We start from the raw sequence: 15,690 nt of genomic DNA on the forward strand, positions 1-15,690 counted from the left end.
TTTAATTCCCATAATCTTTCGTTTTTTAAATTGTGATGTATAATAAATTATTAAAAAGTTTATATCAAATCCCAATTATTCTTTATTGTCAAAGTCGCCTTGTTAAGTTCGATTTCCGCATCAGCGACATCGGCCACAGAATAGGTTCGCCAAGCAATCACATCAACCAAAATACAACTTTTCGGATCTAACTTCGATCCTTTTTGCTCATAAAATTTTTTTAATACATATAATTTAGCCTCTGCTTCTTCTCTTTTCAATTTAGTCGATTCGAAATTGAATTTTAAAAAGCCAACTTGTTTTACGCCTGATTGATCTAAAAGCAGCATATCCGACACGGCGCCAATACTAACGTCATTCTTTATAATTTTATTTTTTCTTCGGTGGAGATTATTTTCGAGTGTGTGTTTTTCCAATATTGGTATTAACAGGTATGACATTGCAACGATGGCATCCAATCCTTTAGCAGAATAAATACGATTTTTATATCCGTCTTTGTTCTCAGGATAAGTCTTAGCTTCTTTACGATAAATTCGCGCCTGCTGCTTAAATGCTTCAAAATAGAGTTCATGCCCATCTACAAAATTTCCTTCGAATATTTCACAAACCAGCTTCCTGGCCATTTCATAAAATTTTGGTATATAATCAGACGGATACTTGCATTTCTTTAAAATGCTCAGTTTGACTTTTTCGGACGCGACTATGTATCGCGAAATCATTGTCAAAGATATCCGTGGCTCTTTAACAACTTTTTTGACCTTTACTTCTTGCTCAACTTCACTCATGCTTTTATCTCTATGTTGTTACGTTGCTAATACTTTTGGCACCAAAGCATATCATCGTAACTCATTTATTATTAACGGTTAATAACTCTAAGATACAAATAAATAATAATGCAATAATTAAAAGTTTTACACATCAAGCATTAATTACTAACAATTTTAGTATAAAAATGAGGTGATTACTTTGATCGAGTAAGAAATACTGATTTGCTTCTCCACGTTAGTAACAGTAATAAAAGCCAAAAAAAGGCGCATATTCCAACTTTTTTCAAAATAATTCTACCTGCGCAAATACACTGCGCAGTGCCTCTATTTCTTTGTATCAACAATAAAGAAAAAAGGAGGTTCACAATGAAATTCAACCTGTTAAGCAAATTTACAAACCAGACCGTTAACTATGCGGGTGCAAAGGCTTTTGCATTGAGCCCCGAGATGGAACTATATACCGCTGTGGTTACCTGGAGCTTAAACGACTCTTTTTATGAAAAAGACGAGGCACGTTTAGCGCGCTTACAAAAATTGATAGCCGCTTGCAACCCGGTGTTTGTGGGTAAGCTGGCCGTGTATGCCCGCACAAAAATGTATATGCGTTCGGTACCGCTGGTGCTGGTTACCGAATTGGCTAAGCTACACTCGGGCGACGATTTGGTAGCCCGGGTTACCGATGGCGTGATCGGCCGTGCCGATGAGATCACCGAGCTATTGGCCTGCTACGAAACGCTGAACAAGCGTACCGGCACTAAAAAGCTTAACCGCCTGAGCAAGCAAATGCAAAAGGGTTTAAGCGCGGCGTTTAATCGCTTTGACGAGTACCAGTTTGGTAAATACAACCGCGATGGCGCTATAAAACTGCGTGACGCCTTGTTTTTGGTCCACCCAAAGGCGAAGGACGAATTGCAGCAAGTATTGTTCAACAAAATAGTTAACGGCGACCTGCAAACGCCCTACACCTGGGAAACTGAACTATCGGCCCTGGGCCAGATAGGCTTCGACAGTGAAGAGGCAAAAGCCGAAGCGTTCCGCGCCAAGTGGGAAGAACTGATAGACAGCGGTAAGCTGGGTTATATGGCCTTGCTGCGTAACCTGCGCAACATACAGGAAGCCGGCGTAAGCTACGCGCACTTTCAAAAAGTATGCGCACGCCTTGCCGATGCCGATGAGGTTGCCAGGGCAAAGCAGTTTCCGTTCCGTTATTTGGCAGCTTACCGCGAACTGAAAGCTACAGGAACCATGGCGCCGGTAAAGGGGCTCGCTAAAAAGCTGAGCGCATTATTACTGGGCAACAAGGGCTACACCAGCGAATTGATGAATGCTTTGGAAAAAGCGGCACAGGCAAGCGCCGCCAACATCAAAGGTTTTAACCACGAAACCCGTGTGCTGTTAGCTTGCGACGTTTCGGGATCGATGCAGGTACCAGTATCGGCTAAGAGCAAAATATTACTGTACGATGTGGGCCTAATGCTGGCTATGCTGTTGCAATCGCGTTGTAAAAACGTGGAGGTGGGTATGTTTGGTGATACATGGAAAACCATTGTGGTGCCGCGTAATAACATCTTGGGTAACGTACAGGAGTTTTATCGCCGCGAGGGCGAGGTGGGTTACAGCACCAATGGCTACCTGGTTATCAAGGATATATTATCCCGTAAGGCACAAATGGATAAGGTATTTCTGTTTACCGATGCCCAGTTATGGAACAGTTCATCAACTACAGGCGATCATATACAGCCCTTATGGTTGCGTTACAAGGCAGAGGTATCACCAAACGCGAAACTCTACCTGTTCGACTTGAAAGGTTACGGACAAGCGCCATTGCAAATATTGCGCAATGATGTATACCTGGTAGCCGGCTGGAGCGACAAAGTTTTTGAAGTGTTAGCTGCTTTGGAAAACGGAAGCTCGGCCTTAGATGCTATCAACAATATAGAACTATAAACCAAGTATGGGGAAGCTAACGCCCCATACTTTTAAAAGAAATTAAAAAATAAGGATGCCGTAGAAACGGGTTACTTCGCTCATGAAGGGGGTGGGCAGTGTGGCGCAAGCTATGCTGGAGGTTCGAGTCCTCACAAGCGAGCCCCCGTCCCGTGTTCGCCTGTTGCTCCTTATAAAGCATAAAAGAAGGTGCCGTAAATAAGCCTTACTTCGATCAGGGAACCGATGCCGGGCTATATGCTACGGGCGGGATGAATGGCTTATTGTCTTTTGCCCTTCTTTTTAAAAGAAATTAAAAATAAAAAAAGGTGTCGTAGATGAGTGTTACTTCGCATTTAACGTCCAGGTCGCCGGTTCAAGTCCGGCCATTGGTTTATGCCAATGTAGCTCAGTTTGGTTAGAGCAGGAGCACCGCAAGGTGCATTTCACTTGTTGCTTTTTACCCTTTTTTTAAAAGAAATAAAGAAGATGCCGTAGGTAAGCGTTACTTCAACCTTTTACGTTAGCACACGCTTGCCGGATCGTCGCTCTTCTTTTTAAAATACCTAAACCTAAAAAGGTGCCGTAAACTGGTGATACTTCGGTTAGAGCGTCCCGGAAGGGAAGGCAGGCGGTTCAAATCCGCCCAGCGATCTGTTTCGCATAGTAGCTCAGTAAAAACGCATCAGTTGCTTTTAGCCCTTTTTAAAAACATCATGAAAGATGCCGTAGGCGGGTGATACTTCGTCTGGTTGAAAGCCGCGAAAGCGGTACGGGTTCGAATCCCATAAGACACCTGCCGGCTGTTGCTCTTTCATTTATATTTTGTAACCTTATACTATTAATCATGACCGAAACAATACTTCAAAAACTGCTCGAACTGGAGCAGAATGAAAATATAAAAATACTGTATGCCTGTGAATCAGGTAGCAGGGCCTGGGGCTTTGCCTCGCCCGATAGTGACTTTGATGTTCGCTTTATATACGCTCGCCCGATAAATGATTACCTGGGAATAACAGATCTGCCGGACAATGTTGGATTGCCTGTCAACGAAGTGTTGGATATAGGTGGTTGGGATCTCAAAAAAGCACTAAAACTATTCCTTAAATCGAATAGCACACTGTACGAGTGGCTGCAATCGCCAATAGTTTATCAGGCAGATTCAACCTTTGCTGAAGATCTGCGTAAGCTGATGCCGGAATACTTTTCGTCACGTGCAGGCGCCAATCATTATCTATCAATGGCGCACAATACGCTTCGCGATGATCTGCAAACCGAACAAGTAAAACTGAAGCGTTACTTTTATGCACTTCGCCCGGCATTGGCTTGCTTGTGGATAGTTGAGAAACAATCGGTACCACCTATGGAGTTTCAACATTTAAGGGTTATGATATCGGACAATAAAGTTCAAAGCGCTATAGATGAACTGCTGGAAAGGAAAAAGATAGCTGATGAAAAAGCGTTGATAGCACCTGTCTCTCTACTTAACCAATGGCTGAGTAACACGCTTGACTTGTGCAAAGAGCGCATACCTGAGCTTCCATCGGAAAAGAAATACCCGGATGAGTTGAATAATATCTTTAGAAAATATATCCAGCCATGACCTACGAGCAGCTCAAACAACAAAAAGAACTGATCCTGCTGGATTGTATTAGCGGCAGCACCGCTTATAACCTGAACGTAGCCGGCTCCGACATAGATAAGAAAGGGATATTCATTATGCCTCAACAGCAGCTATATGGTTTTGAGCGACAAGATCAGATATCTAATAAAAGCAATGATGAGGTTTACTTTGAGATAGGCCGTTTTCTGGATTTATTGACGAAAAACAATCCTAATATACTAGAACTGTTAAGCACGCCTAAAGAGCATGTGTTATTTCGCCACCCGTTAATGGATCTGATCAAGCCCGAAGATTTTCTATCCAAACTTTGCCTGGATACATTCGCCGGATATGCACAAACGCAGATCAAGAAAGCAAGGGGGCTTAATAAAAAGATCAATAAGCCATTGAATGCTGAACGAAAGTCGGTATTAGATTTCTGTTTTGTGATCTACAACAATGGTAGCGTCCCGTTAAAAGAATGGTTAAAGGAGAATAGCTTCAATCAAGATGAATGTGGCTTGGTTAATCTCGATCATTTTAGGAATGTGTATTTACTGTACCATCAAAAGCAATTGACCGATAGTCGGTTTAAGGGAGTTATATCTGGCCCTGACGCTGATGATGTGCAGTTAAGTTCTGTACCGAAAGGAATAGAACATATAGCAGTAATGAACTTTAATAAGGATAGCTATTCTATCTACTGCCGTGAATATAAAGAGTACCTAGAGTGGGAAGAAAAACGAAACGAGCATCGTTATCAAAGTACGCTATCACATGGCAAAAGTTATGATGCAAAGAATATGATGCACACATTCCGGCTTTTAAGCATGGCCGAAGAAATTGCTCTATATCAACAAGTGATCGTTAAACGTAATGACCGTGATTTCTTGTTAAAGATCCGTAATGGTGAATTTGAATTTGATGATCTGATGCAAATGGTTGAAGGAAAGATGGAGCAAATAAAAGTGGCGTATGAAAAATCGACGTTACCTAATCAGCCCGACCTCAAAAAAGCGGAACAATTACTGGTGTCAATCAGAATGGGATTCTATTAGTATTTTAACTTAGTATAATTCTACAGTTGAATTCAGCTATGTAAAGAAAATCGCAAAACCTTTACATATAGAACCAGCTATGAATAATAAATTTAATTATGCTAGCAAAGGGTCTATGTGATTAATAAGGCCATACAAGGGCGCAATTCCCTTGCTTGCTTTATCCTTTTTTAGAAAAAAAATGATACTGAATGAATTTGTTGTTTTCATACGCGGTTTTACTTATTTGATATTATCCCCGTCGACGCATATACATTTTGCGATAAACGGATTAAAACACGAAATCAGTTACAAGCAACCACGGGTTGCGAGTAAAAACGCATTGAACAATTTTACAAATTAAAAAGAGGGTGCGAAATAGGGCATGTAGAAGTTTGTATTAATATGGATTACTTTGAACTAAAATTTTGCAAAATCCATAAAAAAACCCTCTAAATCATACAATTTAGAGGGTTTTGATACTTGTTTGGTATCGCTGGTGTCGGGATGGCAGGATTCGAACCTGCGGCCTCCACATCCCAAATGTGGCGCGATACCGGGCTACGCTACATCCCGATTGGGATTGCAAAGGTAGCTTTTTTGTGTAGCTGTGCAAACTTTTTTTAAAAGAATTTCGGGGTGATTGTTTAACCATTTCATTTGCATAAACTTATGATTTAAAATATTTTGTTATCAGCCTAAAATGGTGCCGTTAACGCTTAAAATACTACATATGTAGTATTGCTGCGCAATTAAAATGGTTGTTACTTTATTGCAGGCAATGTATTGGTACAAGGTACAATTGCAAAAAAACTTACAGCCCGAAAACTGGCGGGCCGTAAGCGTCAATATCAAAGGTTATACTATTAAAAATAGGGGGAATATAATCGTTTGATAAAAAGCCCTGCATCAGCAAGTGAAGCAGGGCTTTATTATTTACTCGCGCTAAATGACTACTTGTTGTTTATCGCGTACTGTATACCACCCAATAAATGTTTTAAATAAAGCGGTTCCGCGTACGATGCGTCGGTATGGCCAAGTGCGGTGTAAAAAGCCCTGCCGCCGTCGTATTTGTGATACCAGCTCATGGGATGATTATCGCCATTTTCCCCGCCGGTGTAACTTCCTTCATCTATTTTGATCAGCACTTGCAGGTCGGGAGCTATCCATTTGTAATTGTACCATTCATCTAACCGTCGCCAGGTTGCGGGCAGGTGTTTTGTCGCCGCGAAGTCTCTGTTCACTACGTCGAGCTTTGCTTCCTGTTGCTTTGCGGGGTGGCTTTTAAAATAAGCCCCCACCAGGCCGCCATACCACGGCCAATCGTACTCGGTATCGGTAGCGGCGTGCACGCCAACAAAACCGTGCCCGGCCCGTATGTATTGTTCAAAAGCGGCTTGCTGCTCGTTATTCAGCACATCGCCGGTAGTACTCAGGAATATCACTGCAGCATATTGTTTTAGATTATCGGCATTGAAATTTGAGGAATTGGTGGTAGTATCCACATCAAAGTTATTCTCTTTGCCAAGTTTAATGATCGCCGGTATCCCAACCGCTATGGATTCGTGATGAAAACCAGCTGTTTTGCAAAATATGAGCACTTTTGGTTTTGGCCTGGCAATACAGCTGATATTCATTAACATCAGCACTGCTACTAATAAAAAACTATTTCTAAAATTCATGTTTCGATAATTAACTAATCGCTGATCACTAACCTTTAATTTCTATATATTACCCTTTTTCAGCTCGTCGGCTGCAAAATTCGCTGCCCTTGCGGTTATGGCCATATAAGTTAATGATGGGTTCTGGCATGCCGACGAGGTCATGCAGGCACCATCCGTAACGAATACGTTTTTTGCATCCCATACCTGGTTATGCTTGTTCAATACCGATGTTTTAGGGTCGCGGCCCATCCGTGCCGTACCCATTTCATGGATGCCATCGCCTACGTTATGCCCGCTGTCGTACGTGTTTACGTTTTTTACACCGGCAGCCTCCAGCATAGCTTTGGCTTCTTTTACGATATCTATGCGCATCTTCTTTTCATTATCCTTTATTTCGGCATCCATAGCCAATATTGGCAATCCCCATTTATCCTTCCGGGTTTTATCAAGCGTTATCTTGTTATCGTGATATGGCAGCAATTCGCCAAAACCGCCAATACCTATCCTCCACCCTCCGGGTTCCGATAATTCATCCTTATATGCACCGCCAATATTCATTTCGGCTATTTCGCGGCTCCAGCCATTGCGGCTTGCCCCGCCCTGGTAGCCGAAGCCGCGCAGGTAGTCGCGCTTATCGTCGCCCACATTGGCAAACCTAACCAGATACGGGCCGTTAGGCCTGCGGCCAAAGTAGTATTTATCTTCATACCCCTCTACATCACCGGCGGCACCCAGGTTATAATGGTGATCCATGATGTTGTGGCCCAGTTCGCCGCTGCTGCTTCCCAACCCTTCGGGCCATATATCTGTTGCCGAGTTCATGAGCACCCAGGCGCTGTTTAGTGCCGAGGCATTAACAAATACAACTTTAGCATAATACTCATAGGTCTTATTGGTTTCGGCATCCAATACCTCAACGCCTTTAGCTTTTTGTGTGTCTTTGTCGTACAATATTTTGGTAACGATGGATTGTGGCCTAACCGTTAAGTTACCGGTTTTTAAAGCCGCCGGCAGCGTTGATGATTGCGTACTGAAATATCCGCCGAACGGGCACCCCTCCCAGCACCTGTTGCGGAACTGGCAACCTGTACGGTAAGGTATGGCCTTTGTAAGGTTGGCTATACGCCCTATGATCATATGGCGTCCAAACTCTTTTTTTATCCTGGCTGCTACATCACGTTCAACACAATTCAGGTCCATCGGGGGCAAAAACTGGCCATCAGGCAGATTTGGTATACCTTCAACAGATCCGCTTATGCCGGCAAATTTTTCAACATGATCATACCAGGGTGCAATATCTTTATAGCGTATGGGCCAGTCTATCGCCCAGCCGTCTTTCGCGTTTGCTTCAAAGTCAAGGTCGCTCCAGCGGTAGCTTTGGCGCCCCCATAATATTGATCGCCCGCCTAATCGGTACGACCGCCACCAGTTAAAAGGCTTTATTTCGGTATAGGGTGCTGCCTGTTCGTCGGCCCAGGCATCTATAATAGGTTCGTATGCGCCCCACCCGCGCGATATTACGGGCCGTTCTTTACGCTGCTTTTGCGTAACGCTGCCGCGATGCTCAAAATCCCAGGGGTTGTATTGCGCGGTTTTATAATCTTTGATATGTTCGTAATTAGCGCCGCGCTCCAGCATAATGGTTTTCAGGCCGCGCTCGGTAAGCTCTTTCGCCGCCCATCCCCCGCTTATGCCCGATCCTATTACAATTGCATCGTATGTGTTATTGGCCGTAGCCTTGCCATTAATGTTGGGTACGCTTATTGACATATTTGTAGGTTTATACCGGCTTAGGGCACCGGTTATTGTAATTGGTTTAACAATACTATTAATTAATACCCAATAAATCAATTGTAAATTAAACAATTATATTTCCTTAAAAATGCTATTTCAATGCTTTACTTTTGTGTATGCTTCGTATCAGCCAGTTGAATATATACCCGATAAAATCTCTTGGCGGTATAGCCCTCAACACGGCACAGCTTACCGATCGCGGTTTACTGCACGACCGCCGCTGGATGCTCATTGATGATAATAACCGTTTCCTGTCGCAGCGCGAACATGCTCAAATGGCCTTATTTACGCCGGAACTGGAAGATGACAGGTTAAAGGTTACTTACGTGCCCGATGACACATCGTTACTCATACCATTTAAACCGTTAAAAACAAACCTGCTGGATGTTATCATTTGGGATGATACCTGCGCCGGACAACTGGTTAGCGACGAAGCCGATGCCTGGTTTTCGGCTAAATTGGATATGGCCGTACGTCTGGTTTATATGCCCGATGAAACACATCGCCCTACCGACCCGAAATACACCCGGCCCGGCTACATCGCAGCGTTTGCCGACGCTTACCCGGCGCTGATCATCGGCCAGGCATCGCTCGACGATCTGAACAGCAGGCTTGCAGAAAAGCTGCCCATGAACCGCTTTAGGCCGAATATAGTATTTGAAGGCGGGGAACCTTACTGCGAGGACCTGATGAACCATATCAGGATCAACGATGTTGATATGTACGGCGTAAAGCTGTGTGCACGCTGTATCATGACCACTATTGACCAGCAAACCGCCGTAAAAAATAAAGAGCCTTTAAAAACGCTTGCGGGTTATCGGCGTAAAGGCAACAAGATACTGTTTGGACAAAACCTGGTATTTAATAGTGAGGGAGCTTTAAATGTTGGCGACGAAATAAATGTTTTATCGCAGCACACGGAAGAACGTTTTTTATTGGGCAATGCACCGGTGGCTTAGCATTCAAGATTATCCTTGCACCTGCATATTTTAACGATATCTCACAAGGCATTACCATCAACTACGGTAGTATTTATGCTTTCTGAGCAGATTTAGCTGTTTTTGACATTTGCATTTAAAATATTTCTTCGCTCAAACCGGTTAACTTAAAATTTACTTATTAAAATTGCGTTGTTAACTTTTGTCGGCGCCTGTTATGATTTAGGCGCTTAATTTTACATCTTTACCCAATGTTCAGAGAAATAAAGAACCGGTACCTAAGATACTTTACTATACTTATATATTTCATTATCATCTTTTTTTGCGCCATCGAATTAAATTTTCTGTGGCTATTTGGCTATTCGCCCGATATGAGCGATATCAAAACGCCCACCATGTCGCTTTCATCAGAAGTTTACACGGCGGATGGTAAGCTCATCGGTCGTTTTTACAAAGAGAACCGTTCGCCTGTTGAATATAAAAGCATCTCCCCTAACCTGATAAACGCCCTTGTTTATACCGAAGACGCGCGTTTTTATAAACATGGGGGCGTAGATTTTGTGGGCTTTATGGGTAGCCTGGTATCAACCGCAAAAGGCGACAGGCGCGGCGGCAGTACCATTACGCAGCAACTGGCGAAAAACCTTTTCAATACACGCAAGCGTAAATCACAGGGGATTATAAGGCACATCCCATTAATACGCACCGTAGTTTTTAAGTGTAAAGAGTGGCTAACGGCTTTCAAGATCGAGCATTTATATAACAAGCAGCAAATACTTACGCTCTATTTAAACACTGTTCCGTTTGGCAATAACTCCTTTGGTATAAAAACAGCTACCTTAAAATATTTTAACAAAACGCCCGATGCGGTTAACCCCGCCGAAGCGGCTACGCTCATAGGGATGTTAAAGGCCACATCAACCTATAATCCGCGTGTTTACCCGCAGCGCTCGTTAGAACGCCGCAACGTGGTACTTGGCCAGATGGAGAAATACGGTTACCTGAAAAAGGCCGATTACGATAGATATAGCAAGATGCCGTTGAACCTTGATCTGAGCTATGTAGACCGTACCGGGCAAAGCGACTCGTACATTCGCCGCGCTGTAGAGAAATGGCTCGACAAATGGTGCAAGGATAATGATTATGACCTGTACGAAGACGGGCTAAAAATATACACCACAATCGACTCGAAACTGCAGCAATATGCCGAGGAAGCCGTTGCTCAGAAAATGAAGATGCTGCAAAAACGCTTTAATAACCTTTGGGGCAATAAAAATCCGTGGAGGGACAGTAAAGGCGTTGAGATCAAAGACTTTTTATTGAAAGCCGAGCAAAGGCTCCCTATTTATAAGCTTCTTAGCAAAAAATACAATGGCGATACCACCGAGATAAAAAAATACTTCGAGAAAAAGAAACACATGACCGTTTTTACCTGGAACGGCGACAAGGACACCACTTTTTCAAGTATCGACTCTATAAAGTATTATGCAAAACTATTAAATACGGGCATGATGACCATGGAGCCATCTACCGGTAAAATAAAAGTTTGGGTTGGAGGCATCGATTATAAATATTTCAATTACGACCACGTAAACCAGGCAAAACGCCAGGCAGGTTCAACATTTAAACCGTTTGCTTACGTTACCGCTTTAGATAACGGTTTTACCCCTTGTGATAAGTTTACCGATAAGCCGGTAACCATTAAATATAAGGATAATGGCAAGGATGATGTGTGGCAGCCTAATAATGCCGATTTTCATTTTTCGTACCGCGACATGTCGTTACGCTGGGCGATGGGAAAATCTGTAAACTCTATAACCGCCCAACTTACAGAACATGTTGGATGGGACAAAATTGTGGATTATGCGCACAAGATAGGTATCGAAAGTCCGTTAAAATCGGTGCCGTCGGTATCGTTGGGCTCAAACGATGTATCGGTTTTTGAGATGGTGAGGGCTTACAGCACTTTCCTGAACAAGGGCGAAAAGGTAGACCCATTGCTGGTAACAAAAATAACGGATCAGAAAGGCGACGTTTTACAGGAGTTTAAACTGAAGGCCGAACGCGTTCTGAGCGAAGAAACAGCATGGTTAATGTTATATATGTTCCGTGGTGGTATGGAAGAGCCGGGTGGCACCTCGCAGGCGCTGTGGGAATATCCTGATCTTTGGAAAAAGAACAACCAGATTGGGGGTAAAACCGGGACATCAAGCGATTATGTTGATGGCTGGTATATGGGCATCACCAAAGACCTGGTAACCGGCGTTTGGGTAGGCTGCGATGACCGAAGCGTACATTTTACCACATCAGAAACGGGCGAAGGCTCGCACACCGCATTGCCTATTTTTGGCGCTTTTATGGAAAAGGTTTACACAGACCCTAAATCCGGTTATACATACGGGCCTTTCCCGAAGCCGTGGGTTAAGATAACTAAGGAATATATTTGCCCGTCGCCGGTGATAAGGGAGGACACAACCAGTACCGATAGCCTGATGGAAACCCCGATGGATACTACAAGCGCGCCGGCAACGGTACCGCCGCCCGCAGAAAACCCTGAGGGCGCCCCGCCGGCAACAAATAATTAGGCAACCGGCCTTGTTTAAGGCACGTATTTAGTATAAATTAGCACTATTGCATAATACGCTGTATATGAATAAACGCTTACCTTATAAGTTATCTATAAAGTACCCTTTTATATTATTGTGCCTTACCGTTGCCCTGCTGTTTAGCCAGCAGGCAAAAGCCCAGTACTTCGGCCAAAACAAGGTGCGTTATAAAAACCTTAAATTCAAGGTTTATAAAACCCCGCACTTCGAGATCTATTATTACCTGAAGAACGACAGCCTGATAAAGCGCTTTGCACAGGAAAGCGAGTTATGGTATACGCTGCACCAGCAGGTGTTCCGCGATACGTTTAACAAGCCTAATCCCATTATATTATATGCCAATCACCCCGATTTCCAGCAAACTACCGCTATCGACGGGGAAATTAGTGTTGGTACAGGCGGTATTACCGAAGGTTTAAAGAACCGCGTGGTAATGCCCATAATGGAAACAAACCAAACAACCCGGCATGTACTGGGGCACGAGTTGGTGCATGCCTTTCAATACCACACATTGCTCGGTCACGATTCGTCGAACTTTGAGAACATAGGTAACCTGCCGCTATGGATGATAGAGGGTATGGCGGAATACCTGTCGTTAGGTAAAAAAGATGCGTATACAGCTATGTGGATGCGCGATGCATATCTGAACCACGATATCCCCACCGTTCGCGCGCTTACCGAGAGCAATAAATACTTTCCGTACCGGTATGGCGAAGCCTTTTGGTCATTTTTAGGTTCTACTTATGGCGATACCATTATTGTGCCTTTCTTTAAAAACACGGCGCGGTTTGGCCTGGAGTACGGTATAAGGCGAACCTTTGGTTATGACGACAAAACCCTTTCAAGGCTATGGCAAAATTCTATCGAAAATACCTATAAGCCTTTTTTAAAAGATACCGTACAAACGCCGGTGGGTAACCGTATTATTGATGCCAAAACAGGCGGCGACCTTACCGTTGCCCCATCCGTAAGTCCCGATGGCAAATACCTGGCGTTCCTGTCATCAAAAAGCCTTTTCAGTATTGATCTTTATTTATCTGACGCTAAAACCGGCAGGATCATAAAACGCCTGACCAGTAAGGTATCTAACACACACATTGATGAATTCAACTTTATAGAGTCGGCGGGCACGTGGTCGCCCGATAGTAAAAAATTCGCGTTCAGCGTGTTCAGTAAAGGGCGCAACCGCATGTTGGTTGTTAATGTACCTGATGGCAGTATTGCAAACGATGTTTCTATGGGCAAGGCAGGCCAATTCAGTAACTTGTCGTGGTCTCCGGATGGCAAAAACGTGGCTTTTCAGGGATTATCTGAAGGGCAGTCGGATCTGTACATGTATAATTTCGACTCAAAGAAAGTTACTCAACTTACCAACGATAAATATTCTGATTACCAGCCAAATTTTTCAAGGGATGGTAAACGTATCATTTTCTCGAGCGACAGGGCTACTTATGATACAAAACTCTCGCAGGATATTACTTTTGATTTAGCCGAATTGGATATAGCTACCGGCAAAGTAACCGATATTAAGGTGTTCGACGGGGCTAATAACCTAAACCCGCAGTACTCTTCAGATGGCACACAGGTTTACTTCCTGTCAAACAAAGATGGTTTCAGAAACATGTACCGCTATACCTTGGCAAGCGGTAAGGTTGAGCAGTTAACAGATCTGTTCACGGGCATTTGCGGTATCACGGAATATTCGCCGGCGTTGAGCCTTTCTGCTAACGATGACGTGGTTTACTCCTATTACCGTGCCCAAAAGTATGCCATTTATAACGCGAAGGTATCTGATTTTAAACCCATTGTGGTTGATGGCGGCAATACAGATTTTACAGCAGCAATGCTCCCCCCTATCCGTGCGGTTGGCGTCGACCTTATCAACAGCAACCTGAATAATTACCTTGCGTACAGTAAAATACCACTCGATTCTATACGCGCCATACCATACAAACCCAAGTTTAAGTTAGATTATCTGGCCAGTAACGGCATCGGGGCTTCGGTGGGTTCATACGGCACCGGGCTGTCAAGCGGGATCCAAGGCGTATTCAGCGATATACTGGGGCGTAACCAAATTTATGCGGGACTTGCTGTAAATGGCGAAATATATGATTTTGGCGGGCAGGTGGTTTATATCAACCAGCAGGGCCGGTGGAATTTTGGCGTGGGGTTATCGCATATCCCGTACCAGTCGGGTACCTACGGGTACGGCTTTACTACTATAGACTTTGGCGGCCAGCCCACGCCGGTTTATGAAGAGAAAACAGATATCATCCGCACGTTTGAAGATCAGCTGCAGGCGTTTGCTTCGTACCCCATGTCCAGAACATTACGCGCGGAGATTGGCACCTCGGCCTCGCGCTATTCATACCGTGTAGACCGGTACAGCACCTATTACAGCTACGCCACCCTTGAGGATGAATTTGGCAATCAGCAGCTTTACCTGGGCAATGCAATCGACTTTAAAAAACATAAAATATCGCGTGAGCAATTCCGCAGCGAATACGGCCAGGACCTGAAACCCTTTGCTATATATGGCCTGAGCACCGCGTTGGTGGGCGACGATTCGTACTTCGGCATAGCCGCGCCGCTTAACGGGCATCGTTTTCGCATAGAAGCCGAGTACAATTTTGGTACTTATCACTTTTTTGCTCCTACAATTGACCTGAGAAAATACGTAAGGACCGCGCCGGTAACATTTGCTGCAAGGTTGTATGGCTATGGCAGGCTGGGCGGGGATGCAAGCGCGCTATATCCGCTATATGTGGGCTATCCGTTTCTTATCCGCGGCTACGAAGCTCAAACCTTTTACAACTCGCAAACCGCTACTACCAATAACTTCACCATCGACCAGTTGTCGGGCAGCCGTATAGCGGTGGCTAACTTCGAGGTGCGCCTGCCATTTACCGGGCCCGAAAAGTTGGCCGTGATCAAGTCGAAGTTTTTATTTACCGACCTTAACCTGTTTTTTGATGCCGGACTTGCGTGGAACCAGGGCGACCAGGTGAAGTTTAAACTAAACCCGGATATTGTAGGTTATAACAATTTTACAGATCAGGCAGGTAATACTGTTCAATACCCGGTATATAACCGTGTGCCGGCGTTAAGCGCAGGCATATCGTTAAGGGTAAATGTTTTTGGCGCGTTTGTACTCGAGCCCTATTACGCTTTTCCTTTCAACCGATCGGATGTTAAAAAGCCTGTGTTTGGCTTAACCTTTGCACCGGGCTGGTAGTTTGTTAGTTTGCAGTTCTAAGTTTGCAGTTTGCATAAAATGGTAAACAGCTAACTGCCTACTGCTAACTGGCAACGGGCAACTGCTAATTGGTAACCGCAAACCGCTAACTGCTTATAT

At 44.1% G+C, this 15,690-nt stretch carries 10 protein-coding genes and 1 tRNA gene; 6 read left to right on the top strand and 5 right to left on the bottom strand.

Features of this window, described 5'->3' with window-relative positions:
• Nucleotides 1-59 precede the first annotated feature (59 nt).
• Nucleotides 60-785 carry a hypothetical protein gene (locus tag GWR56_RS18035; RefSeq protein WP_162432592.1) on the bottom strand — a complete coding sequence of 242 codons (726 nt, stop codon included), beginning with the start codon at nt 783-785 and terminating at the stop codon, nt 60-62.
• Between the two features lie 348 nt (nt 786-1,133).
• Between GWR56_RS18035 and GWR56_RS18040 the strand changes: the two genes are divergently transcribed.
• The gene (locus GWR56_RS18040; protein ID WP_162432593.1) at nt 1,134-2,714 is read left to right on the top strand and encodes a TROVE domain-containing protein; all 1,581 of its coding nucleotides are present in this window, start codon (nt 1,134-1,136) and stop codon (nt 2,712-2,714) included.
• A 674-nt stretch (nt 2,715-3,388) separates the two neighbouring features.
• Here GWR56_RS18040 and GWR56_RS20730 read toward each other — a convergent pair.
• Nucleotides 3,389-3,511: a hypothetical protein gene (locus GWR56_RS20730; RefSeq protein WP_255456700.1), complete on the bottom strand. Its 123-nt coding sequence runs from the start codon at nt 3,509-3,511 to the stop codon at nt 3,389-3,391.
• A 29-nt stretch (nt 3,512-3,540) separates the two neighbouring features.
• Here GWR56_RS20730 and GWR56_RS18045 point away from each other — a divergent pair, with 29 nt between their 5' ends.
• Both GWR56_RS18045 and GWR56_RS18050 read left to right on the top strand, forming a co-directional pair.
• The gene (locus GWR56_RS18045; protein ID WP_162432594.1) at nt 3,541-4,296 is read left to right on the top strand and encodes a nucleotidyltransferase domain-containing protein; all 756 of its coding nucleotides are present in this window, start codon (nt 3,541-3,543) and stop codon (nt 4,294-4,296) included.
• Entirely contained in the window at nt 4,293-5,354 is a 1,062-nt protein-coding gene (locus GWR56_RS18050) for a DNA polymerase beta superfamily protein (protein WP_162432595.1), read from the top strand. The genes GWR56_RS18045 and GWR56_RS18050 overlap by 4 nt, the downstream gene beginning before the upstream one ends.
• A gap of 481 nt (nt 5,355-5,835) precedes the next feature.
• Here the strand turns inward: GWR56_RS18050 and GWR56_RS18055 are convergent.
• The 3 genes from GWR56_RS18055 to GWR56_RS18065 form a co-directional block, all read right to left on the bottom strand.
• Nucleotides 5,836-5,909: transfer RNA gene (locus GWR56_RS18055), tRNA-Pro, on the bottom strand.
• Nucleotides 5,910-6,286: 377 nt separating this feature from the next.
• Nucleotides 6,287-7,015, bottom strand: a complete 729-nt coding sequence (locus GWR56_RS18060) for a ThuA domain-containing protein (protein WP_162432596.1) — start codon at nt 7,013-7,015, stop codon at nt 6,287-6,289.
• Between the two features lie 42 nt (nt 7,016-7,057).
• Complete coding sequence (locus GWR56_RS18065; RefSeq protein ID WP_162432597.1) at nt 7,058-8,767, bottom strand: GMC oxidoreductase; 1,710 nt, start codon at nt 8,765-8,767, stop codon at nt 7,058-7,060.
• A gap of 140 nt (nt 8,768-8,907) precedes the next feature.
• Between GWR56_RS18065 and GWR56_RS18070 the strand changes: the two genes are divergently transcribed.
• From GWR56_RS18070 to GWR56_RS18080, 3 genes are all read left to right on the top strand, one after another.
• Nucleotides 8,908-9,750, top strand: a complete 843-nt coding sequence (locus GWR56_RS18070; RefSeq protein ID WP_162432598.1) for an MOSC domain-containing protein — start codon at nt 8,908-8,910, stop codon at nt 9,748-9,750.
• A gap of 230 nt (nt 9,751-9,980) precedes the next feature.
• On the top strand, nt 9,981-12,314 hold the full coding sequence (locus GWR56_RS18075; protein ID WP_162432599.1) for a penicillin-binding protein 1A: 2,334 nt from the start codon (nt 9,981-9,983) through the stop codon (nt 12,312-12,314).
• A 64-nt stretch (nt 12,315-12,378) separates the two neighbouring features.
• Complete coding sequence (locus GWR56_RS18080) at nt 12,379-15,570, top strand: basic secretory protein-like protein (RefSeq protein WP_162432600.1); 3,192 nt, start codon at nt 12,379-12,381, stop codon at nt 15,568-15,570.
• The last annotated feature ends 120 nt before the right edge of the window (nt 15,571-15,690 follow it).

Source organism: Mucilaginibacter sp. 14171R-50 (assembly GCF_010093045.1).
Classification (GTDB): domain Bacteria; phylum Bacteroidota; class Bacteroidia; order Sphingobacteriales; family Sphingobacteriaceae; genus Mucilaginibacter.

Excerpts from the sequence above, each read along its gene's own strand:
- GWR56_RS18035 (WP_162432592.1), bottom strand. The coding sequence starts at position 785 with ATGAGTGAAGTTGAGCAAGAAGTAAAGGTCAAAAAAGTTGTTAAAGAG.
- GWR56_RS18040 (WP_162432593.1), top strand. The coding sequence starts at position 1,134 with ATGAAATTCAACCTGTTAAGCAAATTTACAAACCAGACCGTTAACTAT.
- GWR56_RS20730 (WP_255456700.1), bottom strand. The coding sequence starts at position 3,511 with ATGAAAGAGCAACAGCCGGCAGGTGTCTTATGGGATTCGAACCCGTAC.
- GWR56_RS18045 (WP_162432594.1), top strand. The coding sequence starts at position 3,541 with ATGACCGAAACAATACTTCAAAAACTGCTCGAACTGGAGCAGAATGAA.
- GWR56_RS18050 (WP_162432595.1), top strand. The coding sequence starts at position 4,293 with ATGACCTACGAGCAGCTCAAACAACAAAAAGAACTGATCCTGCTGGAT.
- GWR56_RS18060 (WP_162432596.1), bottom strand. The coding sequence starts at position 7,015 with ATGAATTTTAGAAATAGTTTTTTATTAGTAGCAGTGCTGATGTTAATG.
- GWR56_RS18065 (WP_162432597.1), bottom strand. The coding sequence starts at position 8,767 with ATGTCAATAAGCGTACCCAACATTAATGGCAAGGCTACGGCCAATAAC.
- GWR56_RS18070 (WP_162432598.1), top strand. The coding sequence starts at position 8,908 with ATGCTTCGTATCAGCCAGTTGAATATATACCCGATAAAATCTCTTGGC.
- GWR56_RS18075 (WP_162432599.1), top strand. The coding sequence starts at position 9,981 with ATGTTCAGAGAAATAAAGAACCGGTACCTAAGATACTTTACTATACTT.
- GWR56_RS18080 (WP_162432600.1), top strand. The coding sequence starts at position 12,379 with ATGAATAAACGCTTACCTTATAAGTTATCTATAAAGTACCCTTTTATA.